The sequence below is a fragment of the Shewanella sp. FJAT-52076 genome (assembly GCF_019457455.1).
In the GTDB taxonomy this organism is placed as follows: domain Bacteria; phylum Pseudomonadota; class Gammaproteobacteria; order Enterobacterales; family Shewanellaceae; genus Shewanella; species Shewanella zhangzhouensis.
The window spans coordinates 2,912,961-2,932,651 of sequence record NZ_CP080415.1 but is presented as its reverse complement, the minus strand read 5'-3'; the positions used below and the strand labels follow the sequence as shown (position 1 = coordinate 2,932,651).

Annotated in this window: 16 protein-coding genes; 6 read left to right on the top strand and 10 right to left on the bottom strand. The window is 54.8% G+C overall.

Going from position 1 to position 19,691, the window contains the following annotated elements:
• Positions 1 to 22 precede the first annotated feature (22 nt).
• Both K0H79_RS12775 and K0H79_RS12770 read left to right on the top strand, forming a co-directional pair.
• Positions 23 to 1,354, top strand: coding sequence for an MATE family efflux transporter (locus K0H79_RS12775; protein ID WP_220076066.1), 1,332 nt, complete (start codon positions 23 to 25; stop codon positions 1,352 to 1,354).
• 77 nt (positions 1,355 to 1,431) lie between these two features.
• Positions 1,432 to 2,517, top strand: a complete 1,086-nt coding sequence (locus K0H79_RS12770; protein WP_220076065.1) for a TonB family protein — start codon at positions 1,432 to 1,434, stop codon at positions 2,515 to 2,517.
• Positions 2,518 to 2,573: 56 nt separating this feature from the next.
• Here the strand turns inward: K0H79_RS12770 and K0H79_RS12765 are convergent, their stop codons facing one another.
• The 6 genes from K0H79_RS12765 to nadK form a co-directional block, all read right to left on the bottom strand.
• Positions 2,574 to 3,143, bottom strand: a complete 570-nt coding sequence (locus K0H79_RS12765) for an LUD domain-containing protein (protein ID WP_220076064.1) — start codon at positions 3,141 to 3,143, stop codon at positions 2,574 to 2,576.
• Between the two features lies 1 nt (position 3,144).
• Complete coding sequence (locus K0H79_RS12760; protein ID WP_220076063.1) at positions 3,145 to 4,545, bottom strand: lactate utilization protein B; 1,401 nt, start codon at positions 4,543 to 4,545, stop codon at positions 3,145 to 3,147.
• Between the two features lie 13 nt (positions 4,546 to 4,558).
• The gene (locus K0H79_RS12755; protein WP_220065144.1) at positions 4,559 to 5,302 is read right to left on the bottom strand and encodes a (Fe-S)-binding protein; all 744 of its coding nucleotides are present in this window, start codon (positions 5,300 to 5,302) and stop codon (positions 4,559 to 4,561) included.
• Positions 5,303 to 5,530: 228 nt separating this feature from the next.
• On the bottom strand, positions 5,531 to 8,338 hold the full coding sequence (locus K0H79_RS12750) for an FAD-binding and (Fe-S)-binding domain-containing protein (protein ID WP_220076062.1): 2,808 nt from the start codon (positions 8,336 to 8,338) through the stop codon (positions 5,531 to 5,533).
• Between the two features lie 89 nt (positions 8,339 to 8,427).
• Positions 8,428 to 10,071 (bottom strand): L-lactate permease, encoded by a 1,644-nt coding sequence (locus K0H79_RS12745; protein ID WP_220076061.1) that lies wholly within the window; start codon positions 10,069 to 10,071, stop codon positions 8,428 to 8,430.
• A gap of 573 nt (positions 10,072 to 10,644) precedes the next feature.
• A complete protein-coding gene (gene nadK, locus K0H79_RS12740) occupies positions 10,645 to 11,523 on the bottom strand; it encodes an NAD(+) kinase (protein ID WP_011760549.1) in 879 nt (292 codons plus the stop codon).
• Between the two features lie 100 nt (positions 11,524 to 11,623).
• Here nadK and grpE point away from each other — a divergent pair, with 100 nt between their 5' ends.
• Entirely contained in the window at positions 11,624 to 12,226 is a 603-nt protein-coding gene (gene grpE, locus K0H79_RS12735) for a nucleotide exchange factor GrpE (RefSeq protein ID WP_011760548.1), read from the top strand.
• Positions 12,227 to 12,287: 61 nt separating this feature from the next.
• On the opposite strand, the gene dxs is transcribed toward grpE, so the two are convergent.
• From dxs to xseB, 3 genes are read right to left on the bottom strand one after another with little or no spacing between them, the layout of a single operon-like run.
• The gene (dxs, locus tag K0H79_RS12730; RefSeq protein ID WP_220076060.1) at positions 12,288 to 14,156 is read right to left on the bottom strand and encodes a 1-deoxy-D-xylulose-5-phosphate synthase; all 1,869 of its coding nucleotides are present in this window, start codon (positions 14,154 to 14,156) and stop codon (positions 12,288 to 12,290) included.
• A gap of 19 nt (positions 14,157 to 14,175) precedes the next feature.
• The gene (gene ispA, locus K0H79_RS12725) at positions 14,176 to 15,057 is read right to left on the bottom strand and encodes a (2E,6E)-farnesyl diphosphate synthase (protein ID WP_220076059.1); all 882 of its coding nucleotides are present in this window, start codon (positions 15,055 to 15,057) and stop codon (positions 14,176 to 14,178) included.
• The gene (gene xseB / locus K0H79_RS12720; protein WP_220065138.1) at positions 15,057 to 15,296 is read right to left on the bottom strand and encodes an exodeoxyribonuclease VII small subunit; all 240 of its coding nucleotides are present in this window, start codon (positions 15,294 to 15,296) and stop codon (positions 15,057 to 15,059) included. The genes ispA and xseB overlap by 1 nt, the downstream gene beginning before the upstream one ends.
• 298 nt (positions 15,297 to 15,594) lie before the next feature.
• On the opposite strand from xseB, the gene pomA reads away from it, so the two are divergent.
• The 3 genes from pomA to thiI all read left to right on the top strand — a co-directional run bounded on the left by pomA (position 15,595) and on the right by thiI (position 19,001).
• Entirely contained in the window at positions 15,595 to 16,362 is a 768-nt protein-coding gene (pomA, locus tag K0H79_RS12715) for a flagellar motor protein PomA (RefSeq protein ID WP_220076058.1), read from the top strand.
• A gap of 4 nt (positions 16,363 to 16,366) precedes the next feature.
• Positions 16,367 to 17,305, top strand: a complete 939-nt coding sequence (locus tag K0H79_RS12710) for a flagellar motor protein MotB (RefSeq protein WP_220065136.1) — start codon at positions 16,367 to 16,369, stop codon at positions 17,303 to 17,305.
• A 241-nt stretch (positions 17,306 to 17,546) separates the two neighbouring features.
• Entirely contained in the window at positions 17,547 to 19,001 is a 1,455-nt protein-coding gene (thiI, locus tag K0H79_RS12705; protein ID WP_220076057.1) for a tRNA uracil 4-sulfurtransferase ThiI, read from the top strand.
• 248 nt (positions 19,002 to 19,249) lie between these two features.
• On the opposite strand, the gene K0H79_RS12700 is transcribed toward thiI, so the two are convergent.
• Positions 19,250 to 19,546 carry a hypothetical protein gene (locus K0H79_RS12700; RefSeq protein WP_220076056.1) on the bottom strand — a complete coding sequence of 99 codons (297 nt, stop codon included), beginning with the start codon at positions 19,544 to 19,546 and terminating at the stop codon, positions 19,250 to 19,252.
• Between the last annotated feature and the right edge of the window lie 145 nt (positions 19,547 to 19,691).

Sequence of the window (19,691 nt, the reverse complement as noted above, 5' to 3'; positions counted from 1 at the left end):
TCAAAAGTTCAGAATAAAAAACATGAACCATACCCAAGCTATGCTGGAAGCGCCGGTCTCAAGGCTCTTTTGGCGCTACACCCTGCCAACCATAGCGTCCATGCTGGTTACCGGGATTTATGTCACCATCGATGGCATGTTCGTCGGACATTTTCTCGGCGAAACAGGGCTTGCGGGCATTATGTTGGCCTATCCGGTGGGCGCCTTGCTGTATGCCGTCGGCGCCTTGATTGGCATGGGAGCAGGGGCGCTGGTGTCCATCAAGCTGGGTGAAGGCAAAACGGCCAAGGCGAGGGAGCTCCTCGGTAACGCCTTCAGTCTGGTACTGCTGTCGGCGCTGTTTTTTACCCTGGTGGGCTCAATCAGCGCCAGACATATTCTTATTTGGCTCGGCGCCGAAGGGGAGGTGCTGGAAAGTGCCCATGACTACCTGTTCTGGTACTTTGCCCTGTGTATTTTCCCGCTGATCTCAATGGCGTTTTCAACGCTTTTGCGAAACGACGGCAAGCCGGCCTTTGTCACCTGGGTGCTGATAGCCGGTGGTGTGATAAATACCCTGCTGGATTACCTCTTTATTGTGGTGTGGGACTTTGGCCTGGCGGGGGCTTCCATCGCCACCATGTTGTCTCAGGCTGTGACGGGTCTTCTTTGTCTGCAGCATTTCTTCCGGGGCAAGACAGCGCTGCGAATCGACTTACAGCAGATGCGGCTTAAGTTGGACAACTGCCTGAATATTGCCCGGGTGGGGCTGCCAAGCCTGTTGATGAACCTGTACCTGTCCATCGTACTCACGCTGCACAACACTGCGCTTTTGTGGGTGGGAACGCCGCTGCATGTGGCGGCTTATGGGGTCGTGAGTTACACAGAAGCGTTTTTCTATCTGATTTTTGAAGGTATAGCCCTTGGCTCTCAACCGGTACTCAGTTTTAACGCCGGTGCCGGCCGTATGGACAGGGTTCGCAAGACCCGCAATCTGGCGATGATGGTGACCTTGCTGACAGCAGGACTGGGGCTGCTGTTCATCTACGGCAAACCCGAGTGGGCCTTGTACATTTTTGCCGGAGACAATCCGGTGTTAAGCCCTGTGGCCATTGAGGGGATGCGGCTCTATTTCTGGGGGCTGCCCTTTGAGGGCCTGATTTTGGTGGGGGCGAGCTTTTTCCAGGCCATCAACCGGCCAAGAGAAGCCTCCATTCTGACCGGCACCAAATTACTGCTGATAGCGGCAGTGATTTATAGCTTTGCCTGGCTGTTTGGTGTCCCCGGCGTCTGGGTGTCACTGGCCTGTGTCAGCAGCGTTCTCACCCTGTGGATGGTTTACAGCCTGGTAAGGATTGACAGTAAGCCAGTGTGAAGCCTTGGCCGATGGCAGTGGTTGTGATAATTTCGAAAACGCTTTGGTGATGTAACCGATAAAAGGAAATTATAACAATGAAAGCAATAGGGAAAATTGCCCCGCTTCTACTTGCCCTCCATGCTGTTTCGCCCCAGGTTTTAGCCGACGAGTTTTCTGATGTCTACCGCAGTTACCAACAGGCTTGGGAAAGTGGAAACCACATCGATGCACGCAGTTTTGCCGACAAGGCCTATGTTCTTGGGGAGGCGAAATTTGGTAAAGACAGTGTGGATTACGCCAATCTGGGCCTCAATCTGGCCAAGGCCCTCAGAAGCGATAACTCGGGTGATTTTGCGGTCAATCGTCAGCGTGCCACTGAGATTGCGACACTCAGCCTGACGAGCTATGAAGCGCGATTTGGCGAGAATGCCGCAGATCTGATTGAGCCTCTTATGGTGCTTGGTGATGTGACTGAAGACAGTAAAACCGCAAAAAACGCCTATCAGCGTGCACTGAAGCTTGCCAAAGCGTCCGGAAAGGCGGATGTATTGGCTCATACCCGCATGAACGCTTACAAGCGGCTGTCGAGAACTGAGTATTACACGTCAGCAGTTTATGGTTATATCCGTGATGCTCATGAATATTTTGCTGAAAACCACCCCGCCAACAGTGCCGAGCGCCTTGAAGCGACATATAGGCTGGCCGGTGCTCATATGGGCAATGGTAAATACCAAAAAGCCGAGCCTCTGTTTCTCGAAGTGATTGAGCAATATAAAATATTTGACTATACCCATCCCTATGCCCTGGGTGCCCACAGTCGCCTGGTTGAGCTGTATGAGCGCATGGGCAAATCAGATCTTTCCACTGAGCATTGCATTGCCATCGGCAGCATGAAGCCCTGGGATGATAATCAAGAGCAGACGCCGCTGTTCCGTAAGAATCCTGAGTATCCAATGGAGCTTGTCAGACGAGGCAAGAGTGGCTGGGCTGAAATCAGCTTTACGGTAGATGAAATGGGTATGGTTCGCGACCCCAAGGTGCTCGACTCAGAAGGTGGCAAGGGTTTTGAGAAGGCCTCAATGGAGGCTCTCAGCGCCTGGCGTTATGCCCCCAAGTTTGAAGATGGCAAGCCGGTGAAAGCCGAAAGCTCAGTCAGGCTGGACTTTCGGGTAGAGCGATAACATCAATAAAAACGCCGCATAAAAGCGGCGTTTTTTATTGGCATAGGAAGTGGCCACTACACCAGGTAAAGGCTCAGGCTGCAAGCGCCGTGAGCACCCACTACCAGGGCCTGCTCAATGTCGGCCGTTTTGGAGGGGCCGGCAATAAATACCCCAAAACCCAGGGACGCATCCAATTTGCCAAGACGGGTCATGGCCTCATGCATATTGGCGACTATGGCGTCCTTTTCCACCACCAGCAGCAGGTTTTCGCAGATAAAGGGCGCGATACGCTGACTCAGTGCCGTTTCCGCTACCCAGACGGCGCCATTTTCGGCCACGGCGAACTCACCTTTTATCACGGCAAAGTCGACATCGGCGAGGCCGTGTGGGTCGTCGGCGCCCTTATGGTTACCCGGTACGTCTGCCAGGGTAGACAGCACCTTGTTACCGCCGGACATCAGCTCTTCAACCCGGGCATTCAGCGCGGTAATACCACCGTCTTCCAGACGTCCGGCTACGGTAGCCAGACTCTGGGCCAGGTAGGCCTTAAGGTCGGTTGTTACCGGCGCTATGTCTATGGTTGGCATGGCCACTTTTTCCATGGCGGAGGATTTGAGGGCCTCGAGAATTGCTTGTTTGGACATCTTATTTCTCCCCCTTTGACTTCACCAACAGCTCGGGTCTGTTCTTTTTCACCCAGCCTTCGAAGCTGGAGCCGGGCGCAGCAGGCAGTTCGCGGTATTTACCCCAGGCACCGCTCATGGGTTTAAGCAGGCTGTGTGGCAGAATTTTCAGTGCAACACGGGCTGCTGCCATGCCGCTATCCAGCAGCAAGGGACTGGCCATAAAACGGCCCACCAGTGGCATATAGCCTGATTTGCCATAGGGTAAGCTCTTGCGCTCGGCGTAAAGTCTTCGGCGGTGGAAGATGATTTTATCCAGCGGCACCTTGGTGGGGCAGACAAAGCTGCAGGAGCCACACAGGGTACAGGCCCAGGGGCTGGAATGGGTGCTATCTTCGTCGGCGCCCACGGCAATGCCGATGGGACCGGGGATGGTATGGCCATAGCTGTAGCCGCCACTGCGACGGTACACGGGGCAGGTATTGAGGCAACCACCACAGCGGATGCACTTGAGGGCTTCACCCAGCAGCTTGTCACGCATCATGTCGCTGCGGCCGTTATCCACAATGATGACGTGCATTTCGCCACCGGGCTTGGGAGTACGGTACAGGCTGGAATAAGTGGTGATGGGCTGACCGGTGGCATTGCGGGCCAGCATTCGCAGGAGCACGGCGGCACTGTCGAGATCCGGCACGATTTTATCTATGCCCATGGAATGCAACTGCAGCTTGGGCAGGTTGGCGCCCATGTCGGCGTTGCCCTCGTTGGTACAAACAATCACGGCCCCTTCACTGGCAACGGCCATGTTAACCCCTGTCATGGCAGCATCTGCGCTGAGGAATTGCTCCCGCAGGTGCGCACGGGCGGCGCGGGTCAACCGGGTTGGGTCGCTCTCACCCTTTGGTGTGCCGAGCTTTTCGTGAAAGAGGTCACCCACTTCTTCTTTTTTCATGTGAATGGCGGGCACAACAATGTGGGAAGGCGGCTGGTGATTGAGCTGAATAATACGCTCACCCAAGTCCGTATCTATCACCTCAATGCCTTTTCCCTCAAGGAATGGATTGAGGTGGCACTCTTCGGTGAGCATGGACTTGGACTTCACCAGCTTTTTCACGCCATGGCGGGAGAGAATGTCGTGCACTATGCGATTGTGCTCGGCGCCATCTTTGGCCCAGTGCACCTGTACGCCCTGGGAGAGGCACTTGGCTTCAAAGGCCTCGAGATAGCTTGGCAGCTCCCTCAAGGTATGGAGTTTTATCTGGGAGCCGAGTGCGCGCAAGGATTCCCATTCCGGCAGGCTGGAGGCGGCTCTGTCGCGTTTTTCCCTGAGTACCCACAGGGCTTTGGAGTGCCAATCTACGCGGCTTTCGTCGCGGCAAAAAATGTCGGCGGCTTTGGCATGGGTCTGAATGACTTTTTGCATGCGGTTTCCCCTGTTACAGAGCGTCGTTGAGAATTTGCGCCAGATGGCGGGTCTCGATGGGCAATTGTCTGCGGCGAATGGTACCGTCCAGGTGCATCAGGCAACTGGGGTCAAAACCCACCACATAGTCAGCTCCGGTGTTGGCGTGGGCCTGGGCCTTGTCTTTGCCCATTTTGGCCGATACAGCGCCTTCATCGACACTGAAAGTACCGCCAAAGCCACAGCATTCATCCAGACGCTCGGGGTAGCAAATCTTTACGCCGTCGATGCGCGACAGCAAGGCTTCCATCTTGTTGTAACGTGGGCCCATGTATTCACTCGGCGCCGCCAGATCCAGCATTCGGATGCCGTGGCAGGACAGTTGCAGGCTGAGTTTTTTGGGAACCGGACGGTTAAACTGCGTCACGGGGGCCACGTCGTGTAAAAACTCGGTCAGCTCGTAGAGCTTGTCGATAACGGCCTGGGCTTCGGGGCTCTTGTCGAACTCGTGAAAGTTTTCCTTGGCCGCCACCAGGCAGGAGGCTGCCGGGCAGACGATGGCATCACACTCCACGCCCTTGAAGGCATTGAGCAGTTTCAGGGTGGTGTTTTTGGCTTCGTTAAAGCAACCCGAGTTGGTCATTGGCTGACCGCAGCAGGTTTGCCCCTGGGGGAAGATGACCTGATGGCCGAGTTTTTCCAGCAGCGAGAGCGTGGCAATGGCCACCTCGGGCATCATCTGGTTTACCAGGCAAGGCGTGAAGAGGGCTATTTTCATCGTTGATTGTCCCATGTGTGCCGACATGCAAAGAATAGTATGCCTTTAAGGCATACCTGTTATGGCATTTCACTATAGGCCTAATGCCCCCAATAAAATAGTGGTAATTAAGTAAATGCGATGGCGCTTTTTTGCAAAAATGCAAATATTGCAACATCCTGTTATTTAAATAAAAAAGCCGTCGTGTTGACGGCTTTTTGTATTGGAGATATTCGGATTTACCGCTGTTTATCCGCGGCTGCATTCTTCCAGCAAATACACCAGGTGGCGGTAAGAAATACCACTGTGTTTCGACAGGCCCACTTCGCACATACGATTGGCATAGTAGCCTTCGGTGGCTGCAGCGGGCAGCAGCTTTTTGATGTTTCTCAGCGCCGATGCATTGATTTCAGGCTTGTACAGGCCCTTTTCACCGGCATAGCCGCAACACTCAATACCTGCTGGTTTATGCACCTCTTTGGCGCAGGTATCGGCAATGGCCTGCATCTTGGCCTCTACCTTGAGATGGCGGGCACTGCAACCCAGGTGCAGGGTGACCAGCGGCTTTTGGCGGATGCTCAGCCGTGACAGGACGTCATCGTGCAGGAACTCCACCAGATCGAGGATTTCCACGTCCGGATCGCCACCCAGAGTACGCTTGGTACAGGACAGGGCATCCACCACCACCTTGAGCTTACCGTTTTCCGACTTGGCCTTGAGCGCCTCAATGAGCTCCCGGCGTTTGCCATCGGCATTCTTGAAATCGCCCTTGGATTCCCACATCTGGCCACAGCAGAGGCTGCGGGTATGTTCGGGGATCACCACGTTGTAGCCGGCGCGCTCGAGCACCTGCACCACAACCTCCGGCAGCGGACGCTTGTCCTTGTCCAGTGGCGTGGGGCCAAAGGTGCGACCACCACAAGCCGGGAAGTACACCAGGGTTTCCTGGCCAACCTTGTGGGGTGGCAGTTTGGGCAAAGCCCCACCTTTGGGGAAACTCGGATCCCAGTAAGGCACTTCCTTGGACACCATGCGGCCCACTTTCATCAGTGCCGAGGTGACTGTATCGCCGGTGAGTTTGTGAATAACGCCCAGGGTATCAAAGCCTGTGCTTATTACCTGGTTAACGGCGCCAAAGTGCTTGGCCTGGAAGTCCAGCACCTTTTGCTCTGTGGTGCTGATATAGGGGGTTCTGAGCTTACGCACCAGTTGGCCCATGCTGTTGTCCACCGGGCAGGCGATAGTACATAGCTGACAGGCGGCGCAGGTGTCCACCACGTCGTACTTGGCGGCATCCCGCATGCGGCTGGCGGCTTCCTCATCACCGCTGGCCTCGAGGCGACTGATTTCCCGCAGGGTCGCAATACGCTGTCTTGGGGTCAGGTTCAGTGCTGAGGTTGGGCAGGTCTTTTCGCAGAATCCACACTCGATACACTTGTCCACCAGGTCGTCTACCACGGGGCAGGGCTTGATGTTTTTCACGTGAACAGTGGCATCGTCGTTAAGGATCACGCCGGGGTTTAACAGGCCGCTTGGGTCAAACAGCGACTTGATGCTCTTCATCAGGGTGTAGGCTTCGCTGCCCCATTCCATTTCCACAAAGGGGGCTACCGCGCGGCCTGTACCGTGCTCGGCCTTCATGGAGCCGTCGTACTTGTTGATCACCATTTCCGCCACCGCCTGCATAAAGCCGTGGAAGCGGTCGATATCGCCCTGGCTTGCAAAGGTGGGGGTGATGATAAAGTGGAAGTTACCTGCCAGAGCGTGGCCGTAGATCACGCCTTCCGGATAGCCGTGCTCATGGAACAGCGCAGTAAGGTCTTTGGCGGCTGCCGCCAGATGCTGCACCTCAAAGGCCACATCTTCAATGATGACGGAGCTGCCCTTTGGACGCTCGCCACCGATGATGGGAAAGAGCCCTGAGCGCATCGCCCAGTACTTGCTGTAGACGGCCGGATCGGTACTGAACACTATGGGGCGTTCGGTGGGTATATGGGCAATCTTGCCAATCACTTCTTCGGTATAGGCCTGAAGCGTATCTGCATCCGCAGCGCGGGATTCAATCAGCAAAATGGCTGCACCTTCGGGCAGGCTTGAGAGCCAGTCCGGCATGCCTTTTTTCCCGGTGACGGCACGAATGGATGCCCAGTCAAGCAGCTCGGCAGCCGCCACGCTCTTGCCAATCAGGAAGGGAATGGCACTGGCCGCCTCTTCCATAGAGAAAAACACCGCCATGGCCGATGCTTTAAAGCGGGCCTCATCCACAGTGTGATAAGTGACCTGCTCGACAAAGCCCAGCGTACCCTCGCTGCCCACCATCAGGTGATTGATGATGTCGAAGGGGCTGCTGAAATCCACCAGGGCATTAAGGCTGTAACCTGTGGTGTTTTTGATGGCGTACTTTTTACGGATCCGCGCGGCCAGGCCATGGTTGGCTTTGACCATGGCGGCCAGATTGCTCAGGTCGTTCAGCAGGGCGCCGTGGCTTTGCTCAAAGGCCTGTCTGGAGGCGTCAGAGCCCGTGTCCAGCACAGTGCCATCTGCCAACACCATGCGCAGAGAGTCTATAGTCTGATAACTGTTTTGTGCGGTGCCGCAGCACATGCCGGAGGCATTGTTATTGACGATGCCACCAATCATGGCCGAAGCCAGGGTTGCCGGGTCCGGTCCGATTTTTTTGTCCAGTGCCTTCAGTGCGGCGTTGGCGTCGGCGCCAATCACGGCCGCGCCCAGGCTCACCTTGGTGCCATCGCTGCTGACGTTAAGCTGACGAAAGCCATCATGGCCGAGCATCAACAGTATGCCAGGGCCGATGGCCTGACCAGACAGACTGGTACCGGCGGCGCGGAAGGTGACAGGAGCGCCATGATCTCTGGCGATAGCCAGAGTCTGCTGTACTTCGTCGAGGGAGTCGGCATGCACGACTACTTCGGGAACGATACGAAAATAGCTGGCGTCCGTTGACCAGGCGAAACGCCTGACGGGATCGTCACTGACTGCTTGGGGGCCCAAACGGCTTTTGAGCGCCTCGATAACCGCTTTGTAATCGACAGACATAGTTTGCTCTCTACACAGGTGACTCAAATTGGAGTCGTCAATCCATTGGGCCAGCCAAACCAGGCTGGCCCCTTATGACTTCAGCGGGATTAGAATCCGCCCCAAAGGGTTGCTATGGTGCCGGCAAGCAGGGCATACCCAAGCGCAACCGGCATGGTTTTACGAATAATTTCTGACTCACGTCCGGCCATGCCAACTACAGTGGCGGCGGCGACCACGTTCATTACGCACATCATGTTACCGGCGTTGGCCCCTATGCCCTGCAGCGCCAGGGTCAGCGCGTGGTTGGCGCCGATGTTGTCGGCCACGCTGTACTGCAGGCCAGAGAACATCATATTGGAGAAGGTAGCGCTACCGGACAGGAAGGCACCGAAGATACCGACCACTGGCGCCATCCAGTTCCATACAGCGCCCATGGAGCCCGCGAGCATATCGGCCAGTGCCACAGGCATGGAGGCGAGTCCCGCCTCATTGGCGCCTGAGTTCAGGAAGATTTTCACCATGGGCACCGAGGCACCAAGAGAAATCACAGTTGGGATCATGGACTTGAGTGACACGGTCACAGAGTTGCGCATGGCATCAGAGCGCATTTTGAACAGCACAAAACCCAGCAGACACACCAGCACAAAGAAGGCACCAGGTGCATAGAGGGTCGCAAAGCTGGCTTTCAGATCAGTGCCCAACAAGTGAGTCCAGCTGATGTTAAAGCCGCCAAGCCAGGCTTTGAGGGGCGCTATGGTGCGGCTGGCAACCAGCAGGGCGGCCATCACGAGGTAAGGCGTCCAGGCAGCCAGCTGACTGAAACGTACCTCGGTATGGGGGACATCGTTACCGTTCTCGGTGGTTTCTTCAAAATCGTGCCAGGAGGTTTTGGGCAGCAGCCAGCCTTTGCGGGCAACAGGGATGACCATCGCCATACCAATCAGGGCACCGATTACCGAAGGAAACTCGGGACCGGCGACAAAGTTGATGATCCACGCAGGCACAGTAAAGGCAAGGCCCGCAAAGATGGCAAATTTCCAGATGGCGAGGCCTTCGGCAAAGGACTTCTTACGGCCAAAGAAACCGGTCAGGACACTGACCATGACCAGAGGGACCAGGGTACCGGTAATGAGGTCGATGGTTATCATGTGCATGGCGATATAGCGGGCATAGTCGCTGAAGTGGCCACCATGTTCGGCAATCTGGGCTGCCGCCATGCTGGTACCGCCTTCAATCAGGCCTTGCTCCATACCAAAGAGCACTGGCAAACCGATGGCACCGAAAGACACACAGGCCGAGTCGGCAATCAGTGCCACCACGGCTGCGGCCACAGGTGGAATGCCCAGCAGCACCAACAAGGGCGCGCCAATGGCGGCGGGAGTACCAAAGCCAGCAGAACCTTCAATAAAGGCGCCGAACAGCCAGCAGATGATGATGACCTGCACCCGTGCATCGGCACTGATATTGGTAAAACCGGCGCGGATGGTATCCATGGCACCGGAATACTTGAGGGTGTTCAGCAGGAACACCGCCCCGAAGATGATGGACAGTGGCGTCAGGGCTGACAGCAGGCCCTCCACCACGGATGCGGCCAGCATTTGGGTATCCATTTGCCAGACAAGAATAGCGGCGAGCGCCGTGACCACCGCCGAAATGGGCATGGCCTTGGATGCAGGGAGCCTGAGCAGTACTAGGAACAGCATAACGCTGATCACAGGTGACAAGCTGGCGAGAAGTTGAACGAATGTCATGATTGCCTCTTCTTTGGTTGCGTGTTGTTGCCGACATCGCTGTCGACCCATCGCCCTGATTATTGTTTTGCGCGGCGATTTGCATGGCTAACTAAACGTTGTTTGGCCGATCAAAAACTTGATACAGATCATTGGTAACAACAAACCCCCGAGCAATATCAGGCATTGGGAGTTCTCTCCAGTCGTCTTTTGGCTGGAATGTGATCTCCGTCGGCTTTGTTTTGCTATCCTTTATCGCATTAGGTAATAAGAACCGGTGGTTCTATTTATTTATGTGCAAAAAAGCCCGCTATGATGGCATAAACGGAAAAATCTGATCTTATTATTTCAGCTCTGTAGTTTAACTCGTCATTAATCAGCTGCTGCTAATGAGCGTTTCGTCACAAAATTTGGTAAGACCAATTTATTGAAAGCCATTCATTGATGTTAATTGTCTGATATTTAGTGTTGTTTTTGCGTTTAAAATTCGGCGCGTGGTTGAGCGCTGCCACTGCTGCAGGGTAGGGCTACACCGGCCAAAATCTTGTTGAGTTTCGGTTTTGAAACTGCGACTGGTTATATTTCAGGGGATAATCAGAAAAGTTTGCTGCCCCAGCCCAGTTTGTTTCTCAGCACGTGGAAGTAATTGTAGTTTTTGGGATGGATGAGGCGCAGGCGTTCACTGCTTTGGCGAATAAAAATCTCATCCCCGGGCAAGACCGCCAGGGTGACGTGACCATCGCAGCTCACTTCGAGGTTCTCACCGTTTTCCGGTGAGACCACCAGTTTGATGGTGGAATTGGCATCCACCACTATCGGGCGGCAGGAGAGGGTATGGGGGAACATGGGCACCAAAATCAGCGCCTGAAGGTTGGGTGTCAAAATGGCACCGCCCGCTGAAAGCGAGTAGGCCGTTGAGCCTGTGGGAGTGGAGACTATCATGCCGTCGGCACGCTGGGAGTACATAAACTGATTGTCGATATAGACTTCGTACTCAATCATATGGGCAATTTTGCCCGGGTGCAGTACGGCCTCGTTGACGGCGGTGTTGCTGGCTTTCATGGTGCCATGGCGGTGCACTTCGGCTTCAAGCAAAAATCTGTGCTCAGTGATGAACTCGCCGTCGAGCACGGCCGCCAGGCTTTCTTCGAAACCGTCGGGTGGCAGGTCGGTTAGAAATCCCAGATTGCCGCGGTTAACCCCAATCACGCCCACATCGAAACGGGCCAGCACCCGGGCGGCGCCCAACATATTGCCATCGCCACCCACCACAATCGCCAAATCACAGCGATTGCCGATGGCCAATAAATCGACCGCTTCCACCTTGGCGCCCAGCTCCCCGGCGACTCTTTCTTCCACAAGTACTTCATAGCCCTGACTGCCGAGCCAGTGATGTAAACGCTTGAGCGTCAGGTTGGTACCGTTGTGGTGGGGTTTGCCGATCAGGCCGATGGTGTGGAATTGGGATGTCATATCGCGGAAACTGCGCCTTCAAGGCCTTGAAACGCCAGAATTGATCCCCATAATATGCCCTGTGTATGCAGAAACAAAGCATTTTTAGCTTGGAGTAGAGATGAGCAACGAATCGACCAACCCCCAACAAGAGCCCCTGGAACAGGTACAGGACACCGAAGTCGTCACTGATGAGGCGGCGCTGGTAGATGAGCTGACCCAGGCAAACTTCCGTATCGAGGAGTTGGAGCAGGCTCTGGCCGCTGCCGAAGCCAAGGTGGAAGAGCAAAAGGACTCTGTTGTCCGAGCCGCCGCCGAAGTGGATAACATCCGTCGCCGTGCCGCCATGGATGTGGAAAAGGCCAACAAGTTTGCCCTCGAAAAATTTGCCAACGAGCTGTTGCCGGTCCTGGATAACATGGAGCGCGCACTGGCAGGCACCAACGCCGAAGACGAAGCCACCAAGGCCATGTACGAAGGCGTGTCTCTGACCATGAAGACTCTGGTCAATGCCGTGGAAAAGTTTGGCGTGAAAGTGGTGGACCCCATGGGCCAGCCCTTTAATCCAGAACAGCATCAGGCCATTGGCATGCAGCCAAACCCCGAGGTGCCAGCCAATCATGTGATGGTGGTTCTGCAAAAAGGCTATGAGCTCAATGGCCGTTTGCTGCGTCCAGCCATGGTGATGGTATCTCAGGGCGGCGGTGTAGACACTCAGGCCTGATGAACCGTCAGCTAACAAAAAGGACTGCCGAGGCAGTCCTTTTTTTGGTCGCGGCTTAATATCAGCTCTCGACAAAGGCGCGGATTTGCCCCTCGATACCGGCCGCATCCAGACCCAGCTCGCTCAGGATTTCTTCCGGGCCACCGTGCTTGATAAATTCATCGGGGATACCGATTTGCAGCAGGGGCTTCAGGCGGTTCTTGCTTGCAAGGAACTCAAGCACACCTGAGCCGGCGCCGCCCATGACGGCGTTCTCTTCCACTGTCACCAGCACATCGTGGCTGGCGGCAAGCTCCAGCAGCAAGGTTTCATCCAGTGGTTTCACGAAGCGCATATCGGCCACTGTGGCATTGAGGGACTCTGCTGCCATCAAGGCGGCGGCCAGGGTGGTGCCAAAGTTGAGGATGGCAATCTTCTCACCCTGACGACGCATCACCCCTTTGCCGATGGGCAGGGCTGTCATCTCTTCAATCTGCTCGGCACCTGTGGCGCTGCCCCTTGGGTAACGCACTGCGCTTGGGCCTTCGTTGTAGCTGTAACCGGTGTAGAACATCTGGCGGCATTCGTTTTCATCGCTTGGCGCCATGATCACCATATTGGGGATGCAACGCATGTAGCTTAAATCGAAGGCGCCCTGATGGGTTGCCCCGTCGGCCCCGACAATACCACCACGGTCGATGGCAAAAAGCACCGGCAGTCGTTGCAACGCCACATCGTGGATGAGCTGGTCGTAGCCGCGCTGCAGGAAGCTGGAGTAAATCGCCACCACGGCCTTGTAACCTTCACAGGCGAATCCGGCGCCCAATGTCACGGCATGCTGCTCTGCGATGGCCGCATCGAAATATTGCTGCGGGAAGCGCTGAGAGAATTCCACCATGCCAGAGCCTTCGCGCATGGCCGGGGTAATGGCGAGCACTTTCTCGTCCTTGGCGGCGATATCACACAGCCACTTGCCGAACACCTGGGAGAAGGTGGGTAAACCGGGCTTGGTCGCCGGCTTACGGAACTGGGTGGGGTCGAACTTGGGCACAGCGTGCCAGCCGATAGGATCTTTCTCGGCGGGTTCGTACCCCTTGCCCTTTTTGGTCATGATGTGCAGGAACTGCGGGCCCTTGAGGTCACGCATGTTATTCAGGGTTTCCACCAGCCCATTAACATCATGGCCGTCGATGGGGCCTATGTAGTTAAAGCCAAGCTCTTCGAACAGGGTACCAGGTACTACCATACCCTTTAGGTGTTCTTCGGTACGCTTGGCCATTTCCTTAATCACAGGCATGCCCTTGAGTACCTTCTTGCCACCTTCGCGAATGGTGGTGTAGAGGCGTCCGGACATGAGTTTGGCCAGATGGTTATTCAGTGCGCCGACATTTTCAGAGATAGACATCTCATTGTCATTGAGCACCACTAACATGTCTTTGTGCAGGTCACCCGCGTGGTTCAGGGCCTCAAAAGCCATACCGCCGGTAATGGCGCCATCACCAATCACGGCAACCACTTTACGGCCCTGGGCTTCTTTCTCGGCGGTGACTGCCATGCCAAGGGCGGCAGAAATCGAGGTGCTGGAATGGCCAACACTGAAGGTGTCGTATTGACTCTCTTCGCGCCAGGGGAAAGGGTGCAGGCCATTCTTCTGGCGAATGGTGTGCATCTTGTCGCGGCGGCCGGTGAGGATTTTATGGGGATAGGCCTGATGGCCCACGTCCCAAATCAGGCGGTCGAAGGGAGTGTTGTACACATAATGCAGCGCAACGGTCAGTTCGACCGTGCCGAGGCCAGAGGCGAAATGGCCGCTGGAGATGCCCACTGAGGTCAGCAAAAACTGCCTGAGTTCATCTGAAAGCTGTTTCAATGCCGACTGAGGCAGCTGGCGCAGCTCTTCCGGGGTGCTCGCCAAGGCAAGCAATGGATAATTCGAAATGTCCAAACTCATAGCGAGATTCTTTTCTTTCTTATACTCGTCGCGCGACGATATAACGGGCAAAGTCTGCAAGTAGCTGACTATTGTATGGCATTTTAGCCAGCGCTGATAGTGCGTCGGCTACCAGTGCATCGGCAGTTTGCCGGGCGCCATCGAGCCCCAGCAATTTAGGATACGTGCTCTTGTTGGCATCCAGATCAGATCCCTGCGGCTTACCGATTTCTTCGGTGGTTGCCGTGATATCCAGGATGTCGTCCTGTACCTGAAACGCCAGGCCAATGGCATCGGCATAGGCTCGAAGTGCAGCCGTGTCGGTGTCGGAGGCATCGGCGGCAATCAGTGCCAGCTCCACGGCGGCACGAATCAGGGCGCCGGTTTTCAGGTTGTGCAGCCGGGTCAGCTCGTCGAGGCTGATGCTCTTACCTTCACCGGCAAGATCCAATGCCTGTCCGCCACACATGCCCAGATATCCCGACGCCTTTGCCAGGGCCGCAATCATGGCGACCTGCGCTTTTGGGGCGAGGCCTGCATCGGCTTCGCTGATGATTTCAAAGGCCAGGGTTTGCAATGCATCACCGGCGAGTATTGCCGTGGCTTCATCGAAGGCAATGTGTACCGTAGGTTTGCCACGGCGCAGGTTGTCGTCATCCATGGCGGGCAAATCATCATGGATAAGGGAATAGGCATGAACACATTCAACGGCGGCGGCCAGTCGGTCCAGCTTGGCTTTATCCACCCCGAGCAATTCACCCACGGCATACACAAGGAAGGGGCGTATACGTTTACCGCCAATCAGGGCACCATGGCGCATGGCGGCCTTCAACGCGGGTGCGGTTTGAGGCAATGCATCTATATGTGCGGCAAGGACAGCGTCGACCCGGGTCTGGCAGTCGGCGAGGGCAAGTTTGAGCATTATTCTCCCTCTGGTAAAAAGTCGTCGAGTGGTGCATCCGGGGCCTGGCTCAGCAGGATGGCCACTTTTTGTTGGGCTTGTTCCAGCTTTGCCTGACTGGCTCGCACCAGCCCGATCCCCCGCTCGAATTGTTTCAACGCATCGTCCAATGAGACGTCGCCCTGCTCCAACTCAGTGACTATGCGTTCCAGCTCTGCCAAAGATGCTTCAAAACTCAAATTTTCCGGTTTTTTGGCCACGGTATTTTTTCCTGCTGTGTCGGCGTGCACAAGGTATCTCACGAGGCTGACAGGGTCAAATTATGCGGGGGAATATTTGCCTTGGAGCACGCTTTGTTGCTGAATTTTTGTTAGAAAAAATAAATTGGCGCTAAACTTGCCGAAGCGCTGTCCGATAAATGAGAATAGCGACAGGGTCTTGAACCTCCGTCCTTTGTTATAGGTTTTGACATAATACCTGAGAGTGACCCTGGATTTTTGGCTTGCCGTTGGTTTCCTTTGCCTTCGGTTCTCATGACTGCGTAATTAAGGAGCATCTGTGGATTTAGCAACCCTCATTGGTCTGTTGGGCGCTTTTGCCTTTGTGCTGATGGCGATGGTGACCGGCGGCGGTCTGGCCATCTTCGTGGATGTTCCTTCCGTATTTATCGTCTTTGGTGGCTCTCTGTTTGTGGTGATGATGAAATTCAACCTCAAACAATTTTTCGGGGCAGTAAAGATTGCCGCCAAGGCGTTTATGTTCAAAATCGACAAGCCCGAAGAGCTGATTGAGCAGTCAGTTGCCATGGCCGATGCGGCCCGTAAAGGGGGCTTTCTGGCGTTGGAAGAGGCACAAATTTCTAACAGTTTTATGCAAAAGGCAGTCGATATGCTGGTGGATGGTCACGATGGCGATGTGGTGCGTGAAGCCCTGGAAAAGGACATTGCCCTCACCGAAGAGCGCCACAGAACCGGTATTGGCATCTTCAAAGCCTTTGGTGATGTGGCCCCGGCGATGGGCATGATTGGTACCCTGATTGGTCTGGTGGCTATGCTCTCCAACATGGACGACCCCAAATCCATTGGTCCTTCAATGGCGGTGGCCTTGCTGACCACTCTTTACGGAGCCGTTATTGCCAACATGGTGGCTATTCCCATTGCCGACAAGCTGTCACTGCGCATGAGTGAAGAAATGCTTAACCGCAACCTTATTATGGATGCGGTGCTGGCGATTCAGGACGGTCAAAACCCCAGGGTGATTGAAGGTTTCCTGAAAAACTATCTGGCGGAAAAATCCCGCAAGATAGATACCACGGACGGAGAATAGCGCTATGGCCAAGGCCAAGTGCAACTGTCCTCCACCGGGAGCGCCTCTGTGGCTTGCCACCTTTGCCGACCTGATGTCGCTCTTGATGTGTTTTTTCGTGCTGCTGCTGGCATTTTCCGAAATGGATGTGATGAAATTCAAGCAGATAGCCGGTTCCATGAAGTATGCATTCGGGGTGCAGAATAAGGTTGAGGTAAAAGATATTCCCAAGGGTACCTCGGTGATTGCCCTGGAATTTCGTCCCGGCAAACCCGAGCCCACCCCCATTGAAATCATCAATCAGCAAACCAATGAGATGACCGAACCCATCCTCGATTTCCAGGAAGGGGAGAGTGAGAGTGCCGGCGGTGTGCAGCAGCAACAGGGTTCGCAGCGCGGCGGTGAAGCTTCATCGACAGCACAGGAAACGGCTGAAAGTACCCAGAGCGATTCCTCTTCATCCCAGGAGCTTATCAACCAGCAGGTGAAGAAAATGGCTGAGCAGCTCAATGAAGAAATTGTTGATGGTGCCATTGAAATTGAATCTCTTGGCCAACAAATCATTATTCGTATCCGCGAGAAAGGCGCATTCGGCTCTGGTTCGGGATTCCTGCAACCCAGGTTCAGACCCGTTATTCGCTCCGTGGGTGAATTGTTAAAGGATGTCCCCGGCATCATTACCGTCTCGGGTTACACCGATGACATGCAAATCAGCAACGAGCTTTACAGCTCAAACTGGGACCTCTCCAGTAAGCGCGCTGTGTCGGTTGCCCACGAGCTGGTAAAGGTAAAAGGCTTTGACCCATCCCGGATGAAGGTGGTGGGCATGGGGTCCAACAACCCCTTGGTGCCCAATGAATCCGCCGAAAATCGGGCCCGCAACCGCCGGGTGGAGATTGCCATTGAGCAGGGCAAACCCAAAGAGTCCGATGAAATACAGGTTGGCACCGATAGCGGTAATTAACCTTCGCCCTTAAGGCCCGGCCACTGCGCCGGGCTTTTTATTTGTGTTTGTGTCCGGCGTTGAGGTGTTTATTTGATGGCGGGAGTTGGTGCCGGGCGTCATTTTCACTCTATCCAGGCGTGCAACTGAGCTGACAGTGATAGCTGCCTCTGCCCCTCGGGGCCGCTTTTTGATATACTCCCGCGATTATCTTTTAGTTTGAACTTTAACCCTCGGCGCAAGCCTGTTTTTTGGAAGTCCCATGAAGTTTATCGTTAAGCTGTATCCCGAAATCATGATTAAGAGCAAACCGGTAAGAATGCGTTTTACCAAGATGCTCGAGTCCAACATCCGCAACGTGCTGAAAAAAATCGATGAGGATGCCAAGGTACAGCGCCAATGGGACAAGATCATGGTCAAGGTACCCAAGGACAAGCCGGAACTCACAGCGCTTTTTGCCGAGCGTCTGGCCCATATCCCGGGTATTCATCATGTACTGCAGGTGGCCGAGTACGACTTTGAGACCGTGGATGATATCTATCAGCTCGCGCTGCCTGTGTATCGCGACATGCTCAAAGACAAAACCTTTTGTGTGCGGGTAAAGCGTTCAGGTCAACACGACTTCAACTCCATCGAGGTTGAGCGCTATGTTGGCGGTGGTTTGAACCAGTTTACCGAAGCCAAGGGCGTGCAGCTGAAGAACCCGGACGTGACCATTCAGCTTGAAATCGACCGCGACAAGCTTTACATGGTCAGCCAGCGCATCGAGGGTTTGGGGGGCTTCCCCATTGCCGCTCAGGAAGACGTGCTGTCTTTGATTTCCGGCGGCTTTGACTCGGGCGTGGCCAGCTTCCAGTTTATTAAAAAGGGTTCCCGTACCCATTATTGCTTCTTCAACCTCGGTGGTGCCCAGCACGAAATTGGCGTGAAACAAGTGGCCTACCACCTGTGGAAGACCTACGGCGAGTCGCACAAGGTGAAGTTTGTCTCTGTGCCCTTCGAAGAAGTGGTAACAGAAATCCTCGAGCGCATTGAAAACGGTCAGATGGGTGTGGTTCTTAAGCGTATGATGATGCGCGCCGCCACCCGTGTGGCCGATCGCATGGGCATTCAGGCTCTCGTTACCGGTGAGAGCCTGGGCCAGGTGTCGAGTCAGACCCTGACCAACCTGAATGTGATTGACCGCTGCACCGATCTCTTGATCCTGCGTCCGCTCATCAGCATGGATAAACCGGACATTATCCGCGAAGCCCGCCGCATCGGTACCGAAGATTTTGCGGCGTCCATGCCCGAGTATTGTGGTGTGATTTCCCAGCGCCCTACGGTAAAAGCGGTACTCTCCAAGGTGGAAGCCGAAGAGCAGAAGTTCTCGGAAGACTTGCTCGATCGTGTGCTGGCGAAAGCCGAAGTCATTGATATCCGTGATATTGCCGTTGCAACCAGTGAGCGAGTGACCGAAACCGAAACAGTATCCAGCGCGGCCGGAAATGAAGTTATTATCGACATCCGAGCGCCGGAAGAAGAAGAGTCCAGACCCCTGGACGTGGACGGCGTTGAAGTGAAGGTGATCCCCTTCTTCAGGCTGGCCACCGCGTTTGCCGAGCTCGATAAAGACAAAACTTACCTGCTTTACTGCGAGCGAGGCGTGATGAGTAAGCTGCAAGCCCTGTATTTGCAGGAGCAGGGCTACAGCAATGTGAAGGTATATCGTCCCTGAGCAGGCGCTGAACCTTCAGGCGGCATTACGCAAAGGGCACCGATAAAAATAGCAGTGTCCCGAACGACATGCCGCCAGCCTCAAGCTGATTGCTGGTCTCAAGCCGATTGCTGGTCTCAAGCCGACAGTTAGCCGCAAGACAGGCTTTCACAGTTCAGGGATTAAATTCATACAACAAAAAAGCCGCATCATTGCGGCTTTTTCTATTTACCAGTGTGTTCGTATTAACCGGCAATCAATTCGATTTGTTACTCGGCCTTGGTCGCAGTGGCGTCGCTTTTGGCGTCTTCCTGATTGGCCAGCAGCAGGGTCGCGCCCTGGTTATCGGCGCGCAGCTCGTCCTGGATTTTGGCCATGCTCAGGGTCAGCTCAGAGGTGATGGATTCATGCAGGGCTTCAGTATCAAAGACAATGGCATCAGCGCTCAGGGTGGTGGTTTCTTGGTTGGCACTGGCGGTTGCACAAAAAGCAGCAAGCAGCATCAGGGCAAAAGCGGATTTCAGGTTCATCATGGTAAGCGCCTCCGGGCGTATCAGTTGGGTCACCCCTTCGCTTCATCTGTCAGCGTATCCGGGGTCGCTCGTCAGGCATGCTTACTCCGATTAAAAGCCGCCCGACCATCTCGTTTGTTGGCGCAAAATTTACGCAAAAAGCCTTTCATTAACAAACGATAAAATGTAACAATGCGGA

What these genes read in the sequence shown, in the direction of transcription:
- K0H79_RS12745 (WP_220076061.1), bottom strand. Translation starts at nt 10,071, where the DNA reads ATGACATTCGTTCAACTTCTCGCCAGCTTGTCACCTGTGATCAGCGTT.
- ispA (WP_220076059.1), bottom strand. Translation starts at nt 15,057, where the DNA reads ATGCTCAAACTTGCCCTCGCCGACTGCCAGACCCGGGTCGACGCTGTC.
- dxs (WP_220076060.1), bottom strand. Translation starts at nt 14,156, where the DNA reads ATGAGTTTGGACATTTCGAATTATCCATTGCTTGCCTTGGCGAGCACC.
- K0H79_RS12750 (WP_220076062.1), bottom strand. Translation starts at nt 8,338, where the DNA reads ATGTCTGTCGATTACAAAGCGGTTATCGAGGCGCTCAAAAGCCGTTTG.
- K0H79_RS12775 (WP_220076066.1), top strand. Translation starts at nt 23, where the DNA reads ATGAACCATACCCAAGCTATGCTGGAAGCGCCGGTCTCAAGGCTCTTT.
- K0H79_RS12765 (WP_220076064.1), bottom strand. Translation starts at nt 3,143, where the DNA reads ATGTCCAAACAAGCAATTCTCGAGGCCCTCAAATCCTCCGCCATGGAA.
- thiI (WP_220076057.1), top strand. Translation starts at nt 17,547, where the DNA reads ATGAAGTTTATCGTTAAGCTGTATCCCGAAATCATGATTAAGAGCAAA.
- grpE (WP_011760548.1), top strand. Translation starts at nt 11,624, where the DNA reads ATGAGCAACGAATCGACCAACCCCCAACAAGAGCCCCTGGAACAGGTA.
- K0H79_RS12770 (WP_220076065.1), top strand. Translation starts at nt 1,432, where the DNA reads ATGAAAGCAATAGGGAAAATTGCCCCGCTTCTACTTGCCCTCCATGCT.
- K0H79_RS12710 (WP_220065136.1), top strand. Translation starts at nt 16,367, where the DNA reads ATGGCCAAGGCCAAGTGCAACTGTCCTCCACCGGGAGCGCCTCTGTGG.
- K0H79_RS12755 (WP_220065144.1), bottom strand. Translation starts at nt 5,302, where the DNA reads ATGAAAATAGCCCTCTTCACGCCTTGCCTGGTAAACCAGATGATGCCC.
- nadK (WP_011760549.1), bottom strand. Translation starts at nt 11,523, where the DNA reads ATGACATCCCAATTCCACACCATCGGCCTGATCGGCAAACCCCACCAC.
- K0H79_RS12760 (WP_220076063.1), bottom strand. Translation starts at nt 4,545, where the DNA reads ATGCAAAAAGTCATTCAGACCCATGCCAAAGCCGCCGACATTTTTTGC.